We start from the raw sequence: 20024 nt of genomic DNA, 5'->3' as shown, positions 1-20024 counted from the left end.
GTTATAAAGCTAAGAGTCTTCTCTTTTCAAAGTTTCCTCGTACTAACTTGAGATCCATTCCATCTAAAATCAAGTCAATGAGAGCGCCTTTAAAGACATCCGCTGTTTTTTTCTTATCATTGGACTGCAAATATTGCACGCGATACCACTTGTCTTCAACTTGAAAGTACATAAACCGTCCGTGCGTAAAATCAATCCAAAACTTTGTAGGTTGTCCATTGAGATTTTTATAAACATATCCCCAGCTTCGTCCTTGGTGAGCGTCCTTCATTTTAGGGCGAGCTGTATTAAATACTTCGTAATATACTTTGTGCTTAATATCATAGAGCATCATGTGACAGTCCTCCTATCTATAGACGTGCTAGCAGGTAAAGATATATTTGTATACAACAAGTATACTCAGCTGAATGGAATCGTAGACTATTTTTTTGAGACAAGCAGAAACGCAGTTAAATGAAAAAGACAGTTTAAATTAGCTCAATCATTCCGCTTTTTTTATACTGTAAGTAAATGCGTTAAATAAGGAGGAAAAAATGAGACGAGTAGGAATAGTAGGTGCTGGAATGACGGGCCTTACAGCAGCGGCTGAATTACAAAAAGAAGGGATAGAGGTCTTTCTTCTTGATAAGGGTAAAAGTGTAGGGGGACGAATGGCTACCCGAAGAGTAGGAGATGGAAAAGCAGATCACGGAGCTCAATTTTTTACAGTGAGATCCGATGAATTTCAACAAGACGTAAATAAATGGATAGCTGATAGAAAGGTTAAGAAGTGGTTTGGTGACCATCACCCTCGGTATCAAAGTATGAATGGCATGAATGCGCTAGCTAAATATTTAGCTGAAGATCTACGCGTATACGTGAATCGAAAAGTTCAAGCCATTGATTTTCAAAACGGAAGGTATCAGCTGTATACAGAAGAAAATGAGATTTTTGAAGCGAATGATATCATTCTTACACCTCCGTCTCCTCAGGTTATTGAGGTGCTTAATAATAGTAAGCTGCAAACGGACCAATCAATTCTTAATACACTGAAATTTAGTCCCTGCTTGGTTGCTATCGTGGAGCTTTACACAGAGATGCTGTATGGTGATCATGGTCAAATCACGAATCCTTCTAGCACAATCCAAAGAATCGTTAACCATGAGCAAAAAGGAATATCAAAGACGCCCGTTCTTAGCATATATATGAATAAAGACTGGTCAGAAAAACATTTTGATGAACATGAACATGAGCTGCTGCGGGCGATAAAAAATGAAATAAAAGAATGGATAGGTGCAAATCATATTAAAAGCATTCAGTTAAAGAAATGGCGCTATGCAGAGGTTGAACAAGTTCTTCATCAGCCCTTTGCTAAAATTATGCCGTCGCTACTGGTGGCAGGAGATGCTTTTTTAAGAAGGGAAGACGAAACAAATCACTCACGGTTAGAGAGCGCATATTTGTCAGGGAAATCGGCAGCCGCTGAATTAATGGGAAAGAACATCTAGAAAAAGGAGGGACTAAGAAGTGAAAAATAATTGGATAATGAAACAAACGTGGAAAGATTTACTGTTTATTCATTGGCCTGTAGATCCGGCATTTTTGGCTTCTTTATTGCCTAGTCAGTTAGAGCCTGACACCTATGATGGTCAAGGATGGATTGCACTTGTACCTTTTACGATGACAGACATTCGATTCAAAGGAACGCCCGCAGTTCCCATCTTTTCACGGCTATATGAGTTGAATGTGCGTACATATGTTACATATAAAGGGGAAAAAGGCGTTTATTTTTTTAGTTTAGACGCAAGCAATCCGCTAGGGGTATGGATTGCTCGTCAGTTTTTTCATTTGCCTTATTACCACGCTACTATGACATTCAACAAAACTCAGAACCATATTTCTTTTCAGTCAGTTCGAACGCACAGAGACTCAAAAAAAGAGCGAGTAAAGCTTACATATAGAGGTATTTCTCCGTCCTATCGCAGTAGAAAAGGAGAATTAGCTCATTGGCTTACAGAGCGCTACTGCTTATTTACTACTCATCAAGGAAATGTCTACAGAGGAGACCTTTATCATGATCCTTGGGAGCTGCAAAAAGGGGAGTGTGAAATAAGAGATGATTCTATTACTCCGCCTTTTTTGCGTCCCGCGGACAATCGCGATTTAATTGTGCACTATGCAAATCAAGTCACGGCTTATTTTTATCCTTTTAAAAAAGTATAAGTATCAAAACAAAATTAAAAAGTCTTCATACCCTTCTTCTTTAAGCTTCTCTGTTGGAATGAAGCGCAAAGCCGCGGAATTTACTTGATAGTATTCGCTGTTTTCTTCGGTTAATAGTAAACCCAAATAGTTATTTCCTTCTTTGCTTTTTAGTGCTGTTTCATGCTGCATCGGAACTTTTTTTATATTTCCGTATAAAATAGGGCGTTTAAAAACCGGCCACCCTGTATGGGAAGGGAGTTGATCTGACGTTTTAAACAGTGCTTCTCCCGTTAGAAGATCAACGTAAATTCCTTGTTTTTTGTTATTCCAATATAAATTTGTAAAAGGAGGTTCGGTTCCGTTTTCCTGCGTAACAAAATATTGCATGGGCGTTAGGACCTTTTTTAGATAGGAGCGGTCCTTTGGCCAATGCTGTCCCAGAAAATCAGTTCGCCCCGAGCCTTCTTTGTATAATTTATAGTGAAATGTGTTTTTTCGATAATAATCCTGCTGCTGCTCTTCTGCTTCATAAAAAAAAGAAAAAGGTAAAATAGGTGTGACGATAGGATGCTTAAAGCGTCCGCTTTGGGCTAGCTTTTTTTTAGAATCGAAAGCCGCTTCTTTTTGTTTTTCGTTGTGATAAAAAATAATGGCTCGATATGCCGGTCCGCGGTCTGAAAACTGTCCGCCAGAATCCGTAGGGTCAATTTGCTGCCAATACAGGTTAAGCAGCTCTTCAAACGTAATATGAGAAGGATCCCATACAATTTGTACTGCTTCTACGTATTCGCTTTCCTGTTTAGCTTCAGAAGTGATTTGTTCATCTTTAGCGTAGCCTGAGCGGATACCGCTGATTCCTGGAAGCTGATCAAAAGGAGCGACCATGCACCAAAAGCATCCTCCCGCAAATGTTGCATATTCTTTCACGTTACTTACCTCTTTTCGTTGAATGAAATAAATAAAAACATATTCATGTATTAAAATGTATAAATAAACAGAAAGCGCTTTATAACTAGTCTTGTAAGAAAGCACGCTCTTGTGGTATTATGACCACTGGATAAAAGAAAAATGGCTTATTGTTTACACGAGTATCCTTATTTTATGTTCTTAAAAAGATGCAGTTTATTGTTTAAGCATTCAAAGAAGTACATAGGTTCAAGCAGTAAGAGGAACAATTAAAGAATAGAATAAGGACGTTTTACTCTTAAACGATACCACATTCCAGAATCTACATACCAGTTTAGGAGGAGCTAGTTTGAACACAACCCGTTTACCATCTATGTGGGAAATAATGATTGTGCTTGCTTTATTTTTAGCAGTTGTTATTTCATTTGCAACTGTTTTTGATTTACCTATTCAGCTCGCTTTATTTATTTCATGGTTTATTGTTATGGCGCTAGGAGTACGACTTGGGTATACGTATAATCAGCTGCAAGGGGCCATTACAAGAGGAATATCAAACGGCTTAGAAGCTATTTTAATTTTATTAGCCGTCGGTACGTTAATTGGAACATGGATTGCCGGAGGAGTTGTTCCTTCTCTTATTTATTTTGGATTAGAGTTTATTAATCCAACATTCTTTTTACTTGCTACACTTATCATTTGCTCTATTACCTCGATTTCAACAGGAACATCTTGGGGAACGGTTGGTACAGCTGGAATCGCGATGATGGGAATCGGACAAGGCCTAGGCATGCCGCTCGCTTTAGTAGCTGGAGCTGTGATTTCAGGAGCTTATTTTGGAGACAAGCTTTCTCCTCTTTCTGACAGTACCATTTTATCTGCGTCAATGGCTCGAGTGAACGTTATTGATCACGTAAAAGCAATGTTAGTGTTGGATATTCCTGCTTACCTCATTACGGCAGTATTATTTACGGTAACAGGGTTTATGTATGGAGGAAAAGATTTTGATGCTGGACGGGTAGAAGGATTAAAATCTTCGCTGTTGGATACATTCCATATCAGCGGGTGGATGCTGATTCCGGCTTTGGCTGTCATTGTCCTTTTAGCATTCAAGAAACCTTCTCTTCCAGCAATTGCGATTGGCTCATTATTAGGAATTATATGGGCAGTTGTCTTTCAACATATGGATGTGGCGAGCGCATTTAATACGGCTTATGAAGGGTTTAAAATTAATACCGACAACACATTTTTAAGTGAGCTGTTAAATCGTGGCGGAATTTTAAGCATGGTCGGTTCCATTATTGTCATTATTTTTGGACTAGGCTTTGGCGGGTTATTAGATGAGCTCGGCGTCTTAGAAGTCCTGTTATCTAAATTCGAAAAAATTCTTGTCAATTCAGGAAACGTTACGGCTTCTACTATTTTCGTTGGGTTATTAGGGAATATATTTGGTTGTGCAATGTATGTTTCATTAATTTTAACACCGAAAATTATGGAGAAAAGTTATGACAAGTTAAGAATACAGCGTCTAGTGCTTGCCCGTAACTCGGAAGTAGGGGGAACCTTAACTTCAGGGATGGTTCCGTGGACGGACAACGGTGTATTTCTAGCTACAACGCTTGGGATTTCTACATTCGCTTATCTGCCGTTTATGTGGCTAAGCTTTGTCTCTATTATTTTGGCGATTATTTACGGATATACAGGGAAATTCATTTGGTACGTAACCGAAGAAAAACAGCGTTCTTCTATAGCGAAATAAAAGAGGCTGAGACAACAGTATGTTAGTTGAAAGAAGATCCGAACGATGAATTGAGATTCTTGATGGAGAATCAACTTCGTTCGGATTTTTTTATTGGTATGATAAACGTAGGTTTCATGTATTTCGTTGCTTCTAGCTGTTGATTGGATTGATTTAGTTATGTCTCGAGCTCTTTGATCAAATCATTTCTGGATATTCGATGTTCCAGTGGACATTTTGAAGGTAAAGCTGAACATCCGCCTTTTTTTTCTGCTTCAGAAGTTTTAGAATATGGCGGTGATGCTCATTCATCACATGTAAAATGGCGTATAGCTCTTTATTGTCATTGCTAAAGTACGTTTGTCTGATGAATCCGTCTTGCAAAGACATAAGCTGTTCTTTTAAGGTCACATTACCGCATCGGTTCAAATATACTCGATGAAAATACGTTTGATATTTTTGATAATCCTGATAATTTTCTAATTCAATCGAAACATCGATTTTTTTAATAAGCTCATCCATCTTCGTAAAATCTTCTTCCGTTAAGTGATCAATCGACAGCGCAGCTGCAAGACCATCTAAAGCACCGACGATTTCAAATACTTCTAGTTTTTTTGGTGTGTCAATTTCCTTTACAGTAAACCCTCTGCGCGGTCTGTATTCTAATAGATTGTCTGAAGCCAGTTTAATAAGCGCTTCTCTCACAGGCGTTCGGCTGACATTCAGCTGAGAACAAATACTGGCTTCATTTATTTTGTCGTTAGGCAGCAGTGTACCGTCTTGAATTTGACTTGCTATGTAGTTATATACATGATCTTTTAATGAATGATAAATCATAGGCCCCTTGTTCATTGTTTCCCCCTAAAATAAATATCGCATCAGCCGTTCTTTCTCTTCATGTCATGGTGATGAAAAAGTATAAAAATAGCATGAAAGAACGTACAGGTGTAAAAATAATCATATCATATCACTTCATTTAATCTTAGTTAGAATATAAAAAATAGAATTATTGAAATATTTTTTACTATTCATTGTTGTAAAAAATCTGAAAAATGATATAATCGTAAAAAGATTTAAGAAGTGTATATTGTATACAATATACAAAATTCGTACATATCGAAGAAATAGAGCCTACTCCTGCAGAGAAGAGACTATAGAGAATATGTAAATAAACCAAGTTTTTAGATGGGTTTACTACAAAAAAGGAGGTACATAATGGGAGAGAATACAACATCTATGAATCAGTTACAAAGAAAAATGAAAAGCCGTCATTTATTTATGATTTCTCTTGGTGGTGTTATCGGTACGGGGCTGTTTCTTAATTCAGGCTACACAATTAATGCAGCAGGTCCTGGGGGAACACTCCTTGCTTATTTAATCGGTGGATTAATTATGTATTTAGTCATGATATGTCTAGGGGAACTAAGCGTAGCAATGCCTGTGTCAGGATCATTTCAAGTATACGCTACGAAGTTTATCGGACCGGGAACTGGTTTTGCGGTTGGCTGGCTCTACTGGCTGACTTGGGTGGTATCTGTCGGTTCGGAGTTTACAGCGTCTGGATTGCTTATGCAAAGATGGTTTCCTGACGTTTCGGTTTGGATATGGAGCGCGCTGTTTGCCCTTTTATTATTTGGTTTAAATGCAACATCTGTACGTTTTTTCGGCGAAACAGAATTTTGGTTTTCAAGTATTAAAGTATTAACGATTATTGTATTTATTATTTTAGGCGCAGCAGCGATGTTTGGATTTATTCCTCTTAGCGGTCATGAAAAAGCGCCGATGCTTTCTCATTTTACAGGAGAAGGCGGTTTATTTCCAAATGGACTTATGCCAGTATTAATTACGATGGTTTCTGTTAGCTTTGCTTTTTCGGGAACAGAATTAATTGGTATTACGGCGGGGGAAACAGAGGATCCGGAAAAGAACATACCTCGCGCAATTAAAAATATCATTTGGCGTACGTTCTTCTTTTTTATTGGCGCCATGTTTGTACTATCTGGATTGATTTCATGGAAACAAGCAGGAGTGTTAGAAAGTCCTTTTGTAACGGTATTCGATCAAATAGGTATTCCTTACGCAGCAGATATCATGAACTTGGTTATTTTAACAGCTTTATTATCAAACGCTAATGCAGGATTATACGCATGTTCGAGAATGCTATGGTCATTATCTGATCAAAAAATGGTCAGCACTTGGTTAGGGAAAGTAACGTCTAAAGGAGTTCCATTTAATTCGTTACTTATCAGCATGGGAGTGGCATGTCTGTCCTTGCTGTCAAGCGTAGTTGCACCAACAACTGTTTACTTAGTATTAGTTTCTATTTCTGGATTTGCGGTTGTAGCTGTATGGATGGCTATTGCGGCTTCTCACTTTATGTTCAGAAGACGCTATATTAAAGAAGGGAATGATGTATCGAAGCTTGTTTACAAAGCTCCTTTATATCCTATTGTACCTATTTTAGCGTTTGTTTTATGCTTTGCTGCTTGTGTAGGACTGGCTTTTGATGAGAGTCAGCGTATCGCATTATACTGCGGTATCCCATTTGTCCTTTTTTGTTACTTGTTTTATTATTTGAAAAATAAAAATAAAAATAAAAAAGGAAACAGAAAAAACGAAAGTCAGCCTATAGCAAAATAAAAAGCAGAAGACCTAGGTCTTCTGCTTTTTTTGCATACAAAAACACCCTATCCATCCGTACTGGTTAAGTGTCCCGCAACAAGCGAAATTGAATTGGATAGGGTGCGTATCTATATAGTAGAGAAAGAGGCGCCATTTGTCAAACTTATTTAGCCGCGCCTTATTTAAAAATAGAAATAAGCAAGGTTTTCACTGTTTTTTCATTTTCACTATGTATAGTAAGGAATGTAAAGAAAAGATATTCGCAGCGGCACGCCGTACAGATCCGTAGAACGCGAAAGAAAGGAGGAGGTCAAATGGCTAAGCGGGATGCGTATTTTGATAATGTAAAATTTATCTTAATTGTATTAGTAGTGTTTGGCCATTTGTTAACTCCCTTCATCAATGATGAACAGTGGCTACGAACGCTCTACATATTTATTTACACCTTTCATATGCCAGCGTTTATTTTAATAAGCGGCTATTTTGCAAAGGGATACCGAAAAAAAGGATATATGTGGAAGATGGCGAAGAAAGTATTACTTCCTTATATTATTTTTCAACTTATCTATGCGGTATACGACTATAAACTGTATGATGAATCCACATTCGAAGTTTCAGTGTTTCAGCCAGCTTGGTCGCTATGGTTTTTGTTGAGTTTATTTTGTTGGAACGCCATGTTGTTCATTTTTACAAAAATCAAATATCCTTTAGCCGTTGCGGCAGTTTTAGGAATTATGATTGGTTTATGTGAACCGCTGGAAACAACGTTAAGCCTTTCTAGAACCTTTGTGTTCTTTCCCTTCTTCTTAGCAGGATTTTATATGAAAAAAGAACATTTTAAAAAGTTGACGTCTGTTTCTTGCAAAAAAGTAGCTGGAGGCACTTTGCTGATTATTGCTCTATGGATTCAGTATATAGCACCGGATTTTGAGAAAGAGTGGTTATTTGGTTCAAAATCTTATGCCTCTTTAGGTGTAAATCAATTAGAGGGAATGACCATTCGTACGCTATTTTATAGCATCAGCTTAGCAATGACGATTTCCTTTCTAGCTTTGATCCCTACACAAACGATGTCCTTTACATCTCGAGGTGCTCAAACCTTTTATGTATATCTGCTACATGGGTTTCTGATTAAATATATCCGCCTATCTTCTTTTGGAGACTGGATAGAAAGTGTACAAGGATACAGTATTCTTCTAATTGGAGCTTGTGGAGTGGCGTGGTTGTTGTCGAGTAAATACGTATCTACTATTGCAAGACCTTTAATTGAGCTTAAACCGTTACCAAGGCGCAAAAGTTTAAGTTTAGGTAAGTAATGAGAAATGGAAAAGGAGTTTAACGATGTCTAAAAACAAAATAATTATGATTATTGCAGCCGTTGTGATTATTGCTGCAGTAGCTATTGGTGCCGTAGCAATGAATAAATCAAAGGTGGTTGCTACCGTTGGTGATGAAAAAATCACAAAAGATCAGCTGTACGATGCTCTTCTTGCTCAAGGAGGATCAAGTGTCCTTGATTCACTGATTGAACAAAAAGTTATTTCAAAAGAAGCAGCTAAACAAAATATTAAAGTAACCGATAAAGAAATTAATGCTGAATTAGAAAACCTTAAAAGTCAGTACGGGGGAGAAGATGCATTAAATCAAGCATTAGCATCTAGCGGTGTAAAATTGTCAGAGCTGAAAAAAGATTTAAAGACGAATATTGAAGCAAAAAAAATGGTCGAGTCGACTATTAATATTAAAGATAGTGAAATGAAATCGTACTTTAATCAAAATAAAGATTCACTAGCTACAGAAGCACAGGTGAAAGCTAGTCATATCTTAGTAGCAGACGAAAAAACAGCGAAAGAAGTAAAGGCAAAGCTTGATAAAGGAGAAGATTTTGCGAAGTTAGCAAAAGAATACTCAACAGATACAGCTTCTAAATCAAATGGCGGAGACCTTGGATATTTCAAAAAAGGTGATATGGTCGAAGCTTTTGCCAACAAAGCATTTTCAATGAAGGTAAATGAAGTAAGTGATCCAGTTAAAACAGAATACGGTTATCACATTATTAAAGTAACAGGCAAAAAGGAAGCGCAAAAAGCAACATATGAAAATAGTAAAGCAAAAATCAAGCAAACGCTGCTTGATCAAAAATACCAAACAGAGTATCCAACATGGTTACAAAAGCTAAAGAAAAAGTATGATATTACAAACAAACTTGATTCATAAATAATACCTTAACGAAATGAGGGGATGGATATGAAACAAACAGCGTCTTATAGTAAGTTAGAAAAAATCGTCGAGCAATTGAAGCACAGAGGTGTACGAGCTGAGATATGCCGGCGTGCTGTAAAGGTCACAGAAACTGTTAATGGATCAAATCCTTCATATTCAAATCAAATCGTTAGGCATTCATAAAGAGTACAAAAGACGCAAACTGCTGAACAGCAGTTTACGCCCCTGCTGAGTATAGCTAAGGGAATTTAAAATGAAAAGAGATCAGTAGAGGCAGCTTGTTTCTGCTGATTCTTTTTGTATAATAAAGTAAACAAAAGGATGCAGCGAAATGTATCGAAGGAAGGAGTTACGCGGAATGAATGTACTGCTAGCAGAAGATGATTTGCAGCTAGGTGAATTAGTTAGTTATATGCTAAAGAAAAAAGGAGGCTATAACGTCGAATGGGTGACGGAAGGGAATGATGCATATGATTATGCATCTGAAGCGCATTATGATGTGTTAATTCTTGACTGGATGATGCCCAATGGCGACGGAATCGATGTATGTAAACGTCTAAGAAAAGAAGGATACGCCGGAGCTATTCTTATGTTAACAGCAAAAGATGCGGTTCAAGATCGTATACAAGGCTTAGATGCGGGAGCGGATGATTACGTTATTAAGCCATTTGAAATTGACGAGCTGCTTGCAAGGCTTCGTGCTTTGTCTCGTCGTAATTATGCACCGATTTTAGAAGAAGAAGTAGAGATTGCCAGCATGATATTAAAAAGAGCAAGTCAAACCGTACAGTTTGACGAGGAATTTATTCAATTAAGTCCTCGTGAATTTCAACTCCTAGATTTTTTAGTGAAAAACAAAGGACAAGTTCTTTCTCGAGATATTATTTTAGACCGGGTATGGGGATATGAATCAGATGTTTCCATTAAAACGATTGATGCGACGGTTAAACTTTTGCGAAAAAAACTAGAGAAATTTAACAAACAGGATCTTATTCAAAGCATTCGCGGAGTAGGCTACAAAATTGAAAGCTAAACTCCTTACAAGAGCTAAACAGAAAGTAAAACAAAAAGTAAAGCAAGATTTATTCAGCCAGACGCAAAATCGTTTAACATTCCGATATAGCGCATTACTAATGCTGTTTTTGCTATTATTCGTGTTTATTGTTTATGCATTGGTATATGTGGTTGTATCCAATAGTCAGCAGCAAAACTTAAATAGCATGCTAAAGCAAGAGTCCCGAATTGTCCAAAGCATCTTAATTAAACAAGCGATAAACAGCTCCGATCAACAGTCAAAAGAAGAGTACAAAAACATTGTCGTAGCTGGTGAAGATCAATTTTTTTATTATGTAATCAGTCCTGAAGGGGACCTTATTATGGGAAACGAAGCGAGCGAGCGGCTTCGCTCTAACTTATTAGATTTAATTGATGGGTGGATCCCTATTGAAAATGAAGTGAGGAAAGAACGAATAAAAGCCCCGCGTCCTAGTTTCGAACACATTGAAGGAGTAAAAGGGCAAAACGGGGAAGGCAAAATAGATATTGATTTGATGATGGCGGGTGAACCTATTTTTTATAAAGGTCAATTTTTAGGGATGCTTTATATTGGAAAAGACGTTTCATTTCTTTATCAGCTGTTAAAGTGGCTCCTTATTATTATGTTAAGCCTTACCGTACTGTTTGTAGGAGTAGCCATTTATATTAGCCGCTTAATGTCAAAACGGGCCATGGTTCCAATTGAAACAGCTTTCCAAAAGCAAAAAGAGTTTGTGGCGGATGCATCCCATGAGTTAAGAACGCCGCTTAGCGTTATGCTTTCTTCTATCAACGCTTTAGAAATGCAGGAGGAAGTAACAGAAGATCCTTTTTCTAAAAAATTAATCAATAATATGAAAGCTGAAGTGAAGCGCATGACGAGTCTCGTCAGTGATTTGCTTACGCTTGCACGCTCAGACTCTAATAAAGTAGAAAAAGCAATGATGCCCTTTGATATTACAGACGCGGTGCAAAAGGTAATGGAATCCGTTGAAACCCTAGCGATTTCTAAACATATTGATTTGCAGCTGGATACGCCGGAAAAATTAGTAGTAACTGGAGATCAAGAGCGTCTAACTCAGCTGATTTACATTTTGTTAGACAATGCGATTAAATATACGACTCCTCATGGAAGTGTAAACATTCAAGTAGTTCAGCATGGAAGTGAATGTATATTAAAAGTACGTGATACGGGCGTTGGGATCCATCCAGATGAAAAGGATCGGATTTTTGACCGCTTTTATCGTGCTGACAAATCGCGATCTCGTCAAATGGGAGGTCATGGGCTAGGCTTAGCAATCGCTAAATGGATCGTAGAAACACATAAAGGGAAAATTGACGTAGAAAGTGAACAAGAAAAAGGAAGTACATTTACAGTAAGGTTGCCAATGTCACAAAAAGTGAAAAAGAGTTAAAAGAGACTATGAAAAAATTAGTTGAAGGAAGATTCGAACGAGTTGATTCTTAATGGGGAATCAAACTCGTTCGGTTTTTTTATGTTTAGGGTGAACGTAGATTTCATGTATGTAGTTGCTTCTAGCTGTTGATTTGGTTATGTCTTAATCTCTTTTTAGTTAGTGAAAGTGACCAAATAAAAAAGAAAAGTTTAGACAAAATGGCGAGTGTAAAAATCAGATAATTCAGTTATATTTACTAGCGTAATAACCAGTCTATGTGTCAGGTTTCTTTACAAGGATAAAGACTTTTTAAAGGAAACAGTGCATGATAGAACAATAGCAGACTGCTTCGTTTAATAAGAAGATGGAGTAGTTAAATAAAGGGGAGTTTGATAACATGTACGATTTAATTATTCGGGATGGTTCGGTCGTATTAGAAGACGAAATAGTAAAAGCGGATATAGGGATTAATAAAGGAAAGATTGCAGAAATAGCGCAAGGTGTTAGCACACCAGCAAAAAAATACGTAGATGCTAAAGGCAAATATGTTCTGCCTGGAATGATTGATATTCACGTGCATTTTGATGAACCGAGCCGAGACCATTGGGAAGGGTTTGACTACGGTTCAGCATCTATGGCTGCGGGAGGCTGCACTACATATTTTGATATGCCTTTAAACGGCGTTCCTCCTACCGTAACAGAAGCAGCGCTGTGGGAAAAGAAAAAGCTGGCTGATCAAAAGTCAGTAGTAGATTATGGTCTATGGGGAGGGGTGGTTCCTGGTAATAAAGAAGAATTAGCCAAAATGGCTCATTCGGGTGTAATAGGTTTTAAAGCATTTATGTCAGAAGCCGGTTCTGAATTTGATTTCTCAGATGACCTCACATTATACGAAGGAATGAAAGAGATTGCAAAACTAAATAAAGTGCTTGCCCTGCATGCTGAAAGAAATGACTTAATACAAAAGCTTGAACAGGCTAAACAGAAGCAAAAGCAAACTGCTATTAAAGATTATTTAGAAACGCGACCGGTTGTAGCAGAAGTAAACGCAGTAAAGCAAGCGCTTGAGTACGGTGAAGAAACGGGATGTCCACTTCACTTTGTGCACATTAGCAGCTATGAAGCAGTGCAGCTTATTACGGAAGCAAAGAAGAATGGAATGAACGTTACGCTGGAAACTTGTCCGCATTATTTGCTTTTTACAGAGGAAGACTTTGAAGAAATTGGCGTAACGGCTAAGTGTGCACCTCCTCTTCGCAGCAGGAGTCAAAAAGAAAAATTATGGGCTTGTATTCAATCAGAGGAGGTAGATATGATTTCTTCGGATCATTCTCCTTGTCCAATTGAGTTAAAAACAGCTCATCAGAATGATTTATTTAAAGTTTGGGGTGGAATATCAGGCGGTCAGTACTCTTTGCAAGCAATGATTAGTGAGGGAGCCATCACTAGAGGGATTTCTCTTTCTCACATTTCAAAGCTTGTATCAACCAATCCAGCTAAACGATTCGGTTTATATCCTAAAAAAGGAAGCATTTTGCTAGGGTCGGATGCGGATTTGGTTATCGTTGATCTGGATCAAACTGAAAAAGTGACAAAAGAAGGAATGGTTTTCAAACATAAGCACAGTATATATGAAGGAACGGTATTTAATAGCGTTATTTTAACCACTATTAGTAGAGGAACGATTGTATACAATAAAGAAGAAGGTGTGTTTCCTCTTCACAAAGGACAAATGGTAAACGGTGAATACGTAAAATTGTAGGTACAGCGAAAAAAGAGATAAAAAATAAATCTTTTATCTCTTTTTTTACATAAAAAAATGAGGATGACTTATATTAAAGGTAATACATAGGAGAAGAATGAGTATCTACTATAACAAAAGAGACATTTCTAAAGAGGTTTTTATTATTCTGAAAAAATATATTTTTGGTTGAGGGAAGCATAATAAAAAAATAATAAAGCTTCTTTTTTAATATGGAGAAAAAATTTCCAAAAAGAAAAATATTATCTGGTTGTATGAAAAGTAGATAATCAGATGCTTTGTAATCAAGGGTTTTGTATAAAAAAATTTTCAAAAAGATATTTTAAGAAAAGAAATCTTGATTTAAAGCTTTTTATAGGTGCAATTTTATAATGGAAAACCGTATTTTATGCACTCATTGTAAAATTCTGATATTGACAGAATCATTTTATAAGAATAAAATTTTCTTGTTTCTATTTTTTTATATCATCATAATTTTTTGACAGTTTTGTCTATGATGGTTTACGGTTGAAAGAGAGGTTAAGGAATATGTCGGTAGAGAGAGAAAAAGTGTATGAAACAGTTCCTCAAAAAGGATTCTTCGGACATCCTAAAGGGTTATTTACCTTGTTCTTTACAGAATTCTGGGAGCGTTTTTCATACTATGGAATGCGGGCGCTACTTGTATTGTACATGTACGATACAATTGCAAACGGTGGATTAGGAATGGAACAAGGAACCGCTTTAGCGATCTTTTCTATTTATGGTTCCCTTGTTTATATGTCTGGAATTATTGGCGGTTGGATTGCAGACCGCATTTTAGGTACGTCTAATACGGTGTTTTACGGTGGTATATTTATTATGCTCGGACATCTAGTGCTTGCGTTGCCAGCAGGTGTAACCGCGCTGTTTATTTCAATGTTCTTAATTATCATCGGAACAGGTTTATTAAAACCAAACGTTTCAAGCGTTGTGGGTGATATGTATAGCCCTACTGATAACCGTCGAGATGCTGGATTTAGTATCTTCTATATGGGTGTAAATGCTGGAGCATTTATCGCGCCGCTAGTTGTTTCAACAGTAGGTGAAAAGTATAACTACCACTTAGGTTTTGGAATCGCGGCAGTAGGAATGCTTTTAGGTCTAATCGTATTTATGGCTACACGAGGCAAAAACCTAGGTCGTGCAGGCAGACAAGTTCCAAACCCTTTAAAACCAGAAGAACGTAAAAAAGTTTTTGGTACCATTGCACTTGCTGTAGTTGTACTTGCAATCTTTATTGTACTGACTTCTTTAGCGGGCATTTTAACTGTTGAAGGCGTTATTTTATTTGTAAGTATTTTAGCGATTGTTATTCCTATTATTTACTTTGTTGTTATGTATAAGAGCCCCAAGACAACAGCTGATGAGCGTTCACGCGTATTAGCCTACATTCCTCTTTTTATCTCTGGAGTAATGTTCTGGGCGATTCAAGAGCAGGGGTCAACAATTTTAGCAACGTATGCAAAAGATCATACGCAGCTAACGTATGGTGGTTTTAAAATTCCAGTTGGCTGGTTCCAATCGTTAAATCCGCTATTCATTATTATATTTGCGCCAGTTTTTGCAGCGGTTTGGGTAAAATTAGGAAACAGACAGCCTTCTACACCAAAGAAGTTTTCATTAGGACTTTTATTTGCAGGGCTTTCTTTCCTTGTCATGGTTATCCCGGCTAGCATTCATGGAAATGAAACGTTAGCGAGCCCGCTATGGCTAGTGCTAAGCTTCTTCTTAGTTGTAGTTGGAGAGCTTTGTTTATCACCAGTAGGGTTATCAACTACAACAAAACTAGCACCTGCAGCGTTTTCTGCTCAGACGATGAGCTTATGGTTCCTAACAAGCGCAGCGGCGCAGGCAATCAATGCTCAGCTTGTTCAATACTATGAAAACATTTCGCAAGTTGTTTATTTTGCTGCATTGGGCGGAGTGTCGGTCATTTTAGGTCTAATTGTGCTAATGATTTCTCCAAAAATTCAGCGTTTAATGAAAGGTGTTCAATAAGAAAAACCGTCCTTAAGGACGGTTTTTTTATGATTTATTTGAAAAAATATTCATGAAGGAGGCGTAGGTCTGATCGTCCTCACCCTCATAGAACGCAAGATTTAAAAGTCTGTTAAGTTCGTTTGTTGATTTTTCAGTTTCTGCAATAATTTGATGCATATGAGCAATCTTAGACATAGATCCGTTGCCATGAGCATTTTTGATTTGATTTAATGTTAAATGAAGCGATAAGACCTCTCGGCGAAGAGCTTGTCTTAATTCAGAGGAAGCAGGGATAAAAAAGCGTTTATAAAAATAACTCGCTTCTTCAAACACCAATTCTCCATTTTCTAGCTCTTTAGCCGCAATTTCTTTAATCTCTTGATCGTCTAATCGACTGGCCGCTTCTTCGATAAGAAATCCAAAAATAATAGCTGTATCTGGTTTTAACATACAATAACCTCCATTATTATAAAAAAGAACTATGTAGTTTATATGTATAGATAGAAAGGAAAAAATATTCATAGTAATTCACTAATCAGCATAGACAAAAAAATAAAAAATATTCTTTTATAGTTAAATTAAAATTATTTCAAAATAAATTTTTTATAATTAAACATTTTTTCCATATTAAAGGATTATTTTGACTTTCAAAAAGAGATGAATAGAATAAAGAGGGTTCTTAGTACCTATATAAAAAGAAAATTGATAAAAGATATTAAATTCAGAAATTTCCACCTCTTTATAACTAAAAAATTGCTCTACTAAAATAGTTGACAGCAGAAATAGATAGGCATAAAATATACTATTGTCAAATGAATTAGCAAGCTATTCATAAAAAGTTAACGGACATTTGAATAATATGAGTAATATCCATATAAGGTATTAATTACTTAAATCTAACCAACTTGTATGCTTGTCATACAAGTCTACAGAAAGGAAGATAGTCGTATGCGCAACGTATTTTTTGCAGATAATGAAACAATTGAAACGACTTTACGTGGGAAAGAAATTTTAGGAGCTCCAATGTTAAACAAAGGAGTAGCTTTTACAAAAGAAGAGCGTAAAACGTTAGGATTAGAAGGTTTACTTCCTCCAATGACTTTAACTTTAGATGAGCAGGCAAAACGTGCATATGAGCAATTTTTAGCTCAGGCGGATAACCTTGGTAAGAATGTGTATTTAAACGATTTACAGAACCGTAATGCTGTATTATTCTATCGTTTATTGCAAGATCACTTAAAAGAAATGCTTCCAGTTGTTTATACACCAACAGTTGGACAAGCAATCCAAGAATACAGCCACGAATATCGCCGTCCGGGTGGCGTATACTTATCAATCGATAATGTAGAAGGCATTGAAGAAGCCCTTAAAAATATCGATGCAAATAGTGAAGACATTGATTTAATGGTTATTACAGATTCAGAAAGTATTTTAGGAATTGGTGACTGGGGCGTTGGCGGTATTAATATTGCTATCGGTAAATTAGCCGTATACACAGCTGCAGCAGGAATCGACCCAAGCAGAGTACTTCCAGTTGTTCTTGATGTAGGAACAAACAACGAAAAATTATTAAATGATCCTTTATATATCGGAAACCGTCATGAACGTATCCGCGGTGAGCGCTATGATCATTTCGTAGATCAATTCATTTCAAAATCTCTTGAAATATTCCCTAATGCACTGTTACACTGGGAAGATTTCGGTAATGTAAATGCTCGTAACATTATTAACAAGTACGGAAAAGAAATTCTAACGTTTAATGATGATATCCAAGGAACAGGTGCTGTAACGCTTGCCGCTATTTTCTCAGCAGTTCAAGTGTCTAAAATGCCACTTCGTGACCACCGCGTTTTAATCTTTGGACCGGGTACAGCAGGTATCGGTATTGCAGACCAAGTTCGTGACGCAATGGTATTAGACGGTATTACAGAAGAAGAAGCATACAAAAACTTCTGGGCAGTTGATTTCCGAGGCCTTTTAACAGATGACATGGACGACTTATTAGGTTTCCAAACGCCTTATGCACGAAAAGCAGAAGAAGTGAAGGACTGGAACCGTGAAGAAGACAAAATTTCTCTTTTGGAAGTTGTCAGACAAGTTAAGCCAACAATCTTAATTGGTACGTCTGGTGTAGCAGGCGCATTCTCAGAAGAAATCGTAAAAGAAATGGCGAAGCATGTAGAACGCCCAGCTATTTTACCAATGTCAAATCCAACTCCGCTTGCGGAAGCTACTCCTGAAAACCTATTAAATTGGACAGAAGGAAAAGCGCTTGTAGCAACGGGAAGTCCGTTTGAACCAGTTAACTACGATGGTGTGGAATATGAAATTGGCCAATCTAATAATGCTTTTGTTTTCCCTGGTCTTGGTCTTGGATCAATCGTGGTAAAAGCAGAAGTTATTACAGACAGCATGTTTGCAGCATGTGCACACGCTGTAGCTCAAATGGTAGACAGCAGCAAGCCGGGTGCTTCATTACTACCACGCGTAGAAGAATTACGTGAAGTATCATATAACGTTGCTTTAGCAGTTGCTAACGCAGCAATTAAAGATGGCGTTGCAAAAGAAGTTCCAACAGATGTTAAAGCGGCAGTAAAAGCAGCAATGTGGGAACCAACATACAAAGAAGTTAAAGCTTTAGAAACAGTAAATGCTTAATTTTTAGATAGAAAAAGCACAGCTTCTGAAAAAAAGAAGCTGTGCTTTTTTTAGTTACAAAAAGAATTCTTAAGTTACATAACGTATATAGTTTTTTGAAATTTGTGTATGATTCTCTATATTAGAACCACAGGGGGTTATGAGATGAATACAGCACGTAAATTGGAAACGTTTACTCAAGATTCACAGCCTGAAAATAAGGGTTTTTGGAACCGGATCAACAATATTAAAGTAGGAGTTATTCCTCTGCCGCTATACGTTTTACTTGCATTAATTGTATATGGTGCGGCCGTTTACAACGAGCTTCCTCCAGATATGATTGGCGGATTTGCGATTATTATGGTAATGGGAATGCTGCTTGGTGATTTAGGATTAAAAATTCCGATTTTAAAAGATATTGGCGGACCAGCTATTTTATCGCTGCTTGTACCTTCCGTATTAGTTTTTTATAATGTTTTAAATCCCGCATCTATGGAAGCGGTAACAACTTTGATGAAAACATCAAACTTTTTATACCTTTATATTTCTTGTTTAGTAGCCGGAAGTATCCTTGGTATGAACCGCAAAGTTTTAATTCAAGGCTTTACACGTATGTTTGTACCGCTTGTATTAGGTACGCTAGCCGCTGTAGCTGCAGGGGTAGCTGTTGGGACGTTATTTGGTTACGGAGCAAAACATACATTTTTCTACATTGTTGTACCAATCATTGGAGGAGGGATTGGTGAAGGTATTTTACCGCTTTCACTTGCTTATTCTCAAATTTTAGGTAGTTCAGCAGAATCTTTTGTGTCGCAAATGATTCCAGCTGCTGTTATTGGAAACATCGTTGCGATTGTGTGTGCCGGCTTAATGAAACGTCTTGGAGAGAAAAAGCCAGAATTAACAGGTAACGGAGTTCTTGTAAAGACAAAAGGTGGAGATGGAATTTCAGAAGAAACAAACATCAATAAGCCAGTAGATTTTTCGTTAATGGGTGCAGGCCTTTTAATTGCATGTAGTTTCTTTATTTTCGGAGGCTTAGCACATAAGTTTTTAGGAATTCCAGGTCCAGTCTTAATGATCGTAGCGGCAACGCTAGTCAAATGTTTACAAGTAATGCCTGCTAAGATGGAGCAAGGTGCTTACCATATGTACAAATTCATTTCTACGAGCTTAACATGGCCGTTAATGGTGGGGCTAGGAATTTTGTATATTCCTCTTGAAGATGTAGTGAAAATTGTTACACCAGGCTATGTAGTTGTATGTGCTGCAGTTGTTATTGCTATGGTAGCAACGGGTTATTTTGTAGGTAAAATGATGAAAATGCATCCAGTGGATGCTGCCATTGTAACCGGCTGTCACAGCGGTTTAGGAGGTACGGGAGATGTAGCGATTTTATCAGCTTCCAACCGTATGTCACTTATGCCATTTGCTCAAGTAGCAACAAGACTTGGAGGCGCTTCTACTGTTATTTTAGCTACGCTTCTTATGAAACTTTTAGGAGTATAAAATCAGAACAAAA

17 protein-coding genes are annotated in these 20024 nt (G+C 37.3%); 13 read left to right on the top strand and 4 right to left on the bottom strand.

Features of this window, described 5'->3' with window-relative positions:
- Position 1: 1 nt before the first annotated feature.
- Positions 2–334: a hypothetical protein gene (locus tag LAV82_RS20055; RefSeq protein WP_013056747.1), complete on the bottom strand. Its 333-nt coding sequence runs from the start codon at positions 332–334 to the stop codon at positions 2–4.
- 199 nt (positions 335–533) lie between these two features.
- On the opposite strand from LAV82_RS20055, the gene LAV82_RS20050 reads away from it, so the two are divergent.
- Both LAV82_RS20050 and LAV82_RS20045 read left to right on the top strand, forming a co-directional pair.
- The gene (locus tag LAV82_RS20050) at positions 534–1487 is read left to right on the top strand and encodes an NAD(P)/FAD-dependent oxidoreductase (RefSeq protein ID WP_098580212.1); all 954 of its coding nucleotides are present in this window, start codon (positions 534–536) and stop codon (positions 1485–1487) included.
- Between the two features lie 19 nt (positions 1488–1506).
- Complete coding sequence (locus tag LAV82_RS20045; RefSeq protein ID WP_098449312.1) at positions 1507–2202, top strand: YqjF family protein; 696 nt, start codon at positions 1507–1509, stop codon at positions 2200–2202.
- A 3-nt stretch (positions 2203–2205) separates the two neighbouring features.
- Here the strand turns inward: LAV82_RS20045 and msrA are convergent, their stop codons facing one another.
- Positions 2206–3111: a peptide-methionine (S)-S-oxide reductase MsrA gene (msrA, locus tag LAV82_RS20040; RefSeq protein WP_499716784.1), complete on the bottom strand. Its 906-nt coding sequence runs from the start codon at positions 3109–3111 to the stop codon at positions 2206–2208.
- A gap of 328 nt (positions 3112–3439) precedes the next feature.
- On the opposite strand from msrA, the gene nhaC reads away from it, so the two are divergent.
- Positions 3440–4846: a Na+/H+ antiporter NhaC gene (gene nhaC / locus LAV82_RS20035; RefSeq protein ID WP_098548909.1), complete on the top strand. Its 1407-nt coding sequence runs from the start codon at positions 3440–3442 to the stop codon at positions 4844–4846.
- A 177-nt stretch (positions 4847–5023) separates the two neighbouring features.
- Here nhaC and LAV82_RS20030 read toward each other — a convergent pair whose 3' ends face one another.
- Positions 5024–5677, bottom strand: a complete 654-nt coding sequence (locus LAV82_RS20030; protein ID WP_013056752.1) for a GntR family transcriptional regulator — start codon at positions 5675–5677, stop codon at positions 5024–5026.
- Between the two features lie 363 nt (positions 5678–6040).
- On the opposite strand from LAV82_RS20030, the gene LAV82_RS20025 reads away from it, so the two are divergent.
- From LAV82_RS20025 to LAV82_RS19990, 8 genes are all read left to right on the top strand, one after another.
- A complete protein-coding gene (locus tag LAV82_RS20025; protein ID WP_499716783.1) occupies positions 6041–7465 on the top strand; it encodes an amino acid permease in 1425 nt (474 codons plus the stop codon).
- A gap of 296 nt (positions 7466–7761) precedes the next feature.
- Positions 7762–8763 carry an acyltransferase family protein gene (locus tag LAV82_RS20020; RefSeq protein ID WP_057273057.1) on the top strand — a complete coding sequence of 334 codons (1002 nt, stop codon included), beginning with the start codon at positions 7762–7764 and terminating at the stop codon, positions 8761–8763.
- A 25-nt stretch (positions 8764–8788) separates the two neighbouring features.
- The gene (locus LAV82_RS20015) at positions 8789–9664 is read left to right on the top strand and encodes a peptidylprolyl isomerase (protein ID WP_057237069.1); all 876 of its coding nucleotides are present in this window, start codon (positions 8789–8791) and stop codon (positions 9662–9664) included.
- Between the two features lie 30 nt (positions 9665–9694).
- On the top strand, positions 9695–9853 hold the full coding sequence (locus LAV82_RS20010) for a hypothetical protein (protein ID WP_211078796.1): 159 nt from the start codon (positions 9695–9697) through the stop codon (positions 9851–9853).
- A 175-nt stretch (positions 9854–10028) separates the two neighbouring features.
- Positions 10029–10703 carry a response regulator transcription factor gene (locus LAV82_RS20005; protein WP_013056756.1) on the top strand — a complete coding sequence of 225 codons (675 nt, stop codon included), beginning with the start codon at positions 10029–10031 and terminating at the stop codon, positions 10701–10703.
- The gene (locus LAV82_RS20000; protein WP_195780261.1) at positions 10693–12120 is read left to right on the top strand and encodes a sensor histidine kinase; all 1428 of its coding nucleotides are present in this window, start codon (positions 10693–10695) and stop codon (positions 12118–12120) included. The genes LAV82_RS20005 and LAV82_RS20000 overlap by 11 nt, the downstream gene beginning before the upstream one ends.
- A 379-nt stretch (positions 12121–12499) precedes the next feature.
- A complete protein-coding gene (locus LAV82_RS19995) occupies positions 12500–13864 on the top strand; it encodes an allantoinase (RefSeq protein WP_211078795.1) in 1365 nt (454 codons plus the stop codon).
- A gap of 528 nt (positions 13865–14392) precedes the next feature.
- Complete coding sequence (locus LAV82_RS19990; protein WP_057273060.1) at positions 14393–15883, top strand: peptide MFS transporter; 1491 nt, start codon at positions 14393–14395, stop codon at positions 15881–15883.
- Between the two features lie 27 nt (positions 15884–15910).
- Here LAV82_RS19990 and LAV82_RS19985 read toward each other — a convergent pair whose 3' ends face one another.
- Positions 15911–16315, bottom strand: a complete 405-nt coding sequence (locus LAV82_RS19985; RefSeq protein ID WP_013056760.1) for a hypothetical protein — start codon at positions 16313–16315, stop codon at positions 15911–15913.
- A gap of 498 nt (positions 16316–16813) precedes the next feature.
- On the opposite strand from LAV82_RS19985, the gene LAV82_RS19980 reads away from it, so the two are divergent.
- Together LAV82_RS19980 and LAV82_RS19975 are read left to right on the top strand one after the other, a co-directional pair.
- On the top strand, positions 16814–18523 hold the full coding sequence (locus tag LAV82_RS19980; protein WP_499716782.1) for an NAD-dependent malic enzyme: 1710 nt from the start codon (positions 16814–16816) through the stop codon (positions 18521–18523).
- A 144-nt stretch (positions 18524–18667) separates the two neighbouring features.
- The gene (locus LAV82_RS19975) at positions 18668–20011 is read left to right on the top strand and encodes a 2-hydroxycarboxylate transporter family protein (RefSeq protein WP_211078793.1); all 1344 of its coding nucleotides are present in this window, start codon (positions 18668–18670) and stop codon (positions 20009–20011) included.
- The last annotated feature ends 13 nt before the right edge of the window (positions 20012–20024 follow it).

It is taken from the genome of Bacillus sp. ILBB4, assembly GCF_035064545.1.
In the GTDB taxonomy this organism is placed as follows: Bacteria; Bacillota; Bacilli; order Bacillales; family Bacillaceae_H; genus Priestia.
The sequence above is the reverse complement of the archived record's forward strand: the minus strand, read 5'-3'. Positions and strand labels throughout refer to the sequence as shown.

What these genes read in the sequence shown, in the direction of transcription:
- LAV82_RS19985 (WP_013056760.1), bottom strand. Translation starts at nt 16,315, where the DNA reads ATGTTAAAACCAGATACAGCTATTATTTTTGGATTTCTTATCGAAGAA.
- LAV82_RS20050 (WP_098580212.1), top strand. Translation starts at nt 534, where the DNA reads ATGAGACGAGTAGGAATAGTAGGTGCTGGAATGACGGGCCTTACAGCA.
- LAV82_RS20030 (WP_013056752.1), bottom strand. Translation starts at nt 5,677, where the DNA reads ATGAACAAGGGGCCTATGATTTATCATTCATTAAAAGATCATGTATAT.
- LAV82_RS20055 (WP_013056747.1), bottom strand. Translation starts at nt 334, where the DNA reads ATGATGCTCTATGATATTAAGCACAAAGTATATTACGAAGTATTTAAT.
- LAV82_RS19990 (WP_057273060.1), top strand. Translation starts at nt 14,393, where the DNA reads ATGTCGGTAGAGAGAGAAAAAGTGTATGAAACAGTTCCTCAAAAAGGA.
- LAV82_RS20010 (WP_211078796.1), top strand. Translation starts at nt 9,695, where the DNA reads ATGAAACAAACAGCGTCTTATAGTAAGTTAGAAAAAATCGTCGAGCAA.
- LAV82_RS19995 (WP_211078795.1), top strand. Translation starts at nt 12,500, where the DNA reads ATGTACGATTTAATTATTCGGGATGGTTCGGTCGTATTAGAAGACGAA.
- LAV82_RS20020 (WP_057273057.1), top strand. Translation starts at nt 7,762, where the DNA reads ATGGCTAAGCGGGATGCGTATTTTGATAATGTAAAATTTATCTTAATT.
- LAV82_RS19975 (WP_211078793.1), top strand. Translation starts at nt 18,668, where the DNA reads ATGAATACAGCACGTAAATTGGAAACGTTTACTCAAGATTCACAGCCT.
- LAV82_RS20005 (WP_013056756.1), top strand. Translation starts at nt 10,029, where the DNA reads ATGAATGTACTGCTAGCAGAAGATGATTTGCAGCTAGGTGAATTAGTT.
- LAV82_RS19980 (WP_499716782.1), top strand. Translation starts at nt 16,814, where the DNA reads ATGCGCAACGTATTTTTTGCAGATAATGAAACAATTGAAACGACTTTA.
- LAV82_RS20015 (WP_057237069.1), top strand. Translation starts at nt 8,789, where the DNA reads ATGTCTAAAAACAAAATAATTATGATTATTGCAGCCGTTGTGATTATT.
- LAV82_RS20025 (WP_499716783.1), top strand. Translation starts at nt 6,041, where the DNA reads ATGGGAGAGAATACAACATCTATGAATCAGTTACAAAGAAAAATGAAA.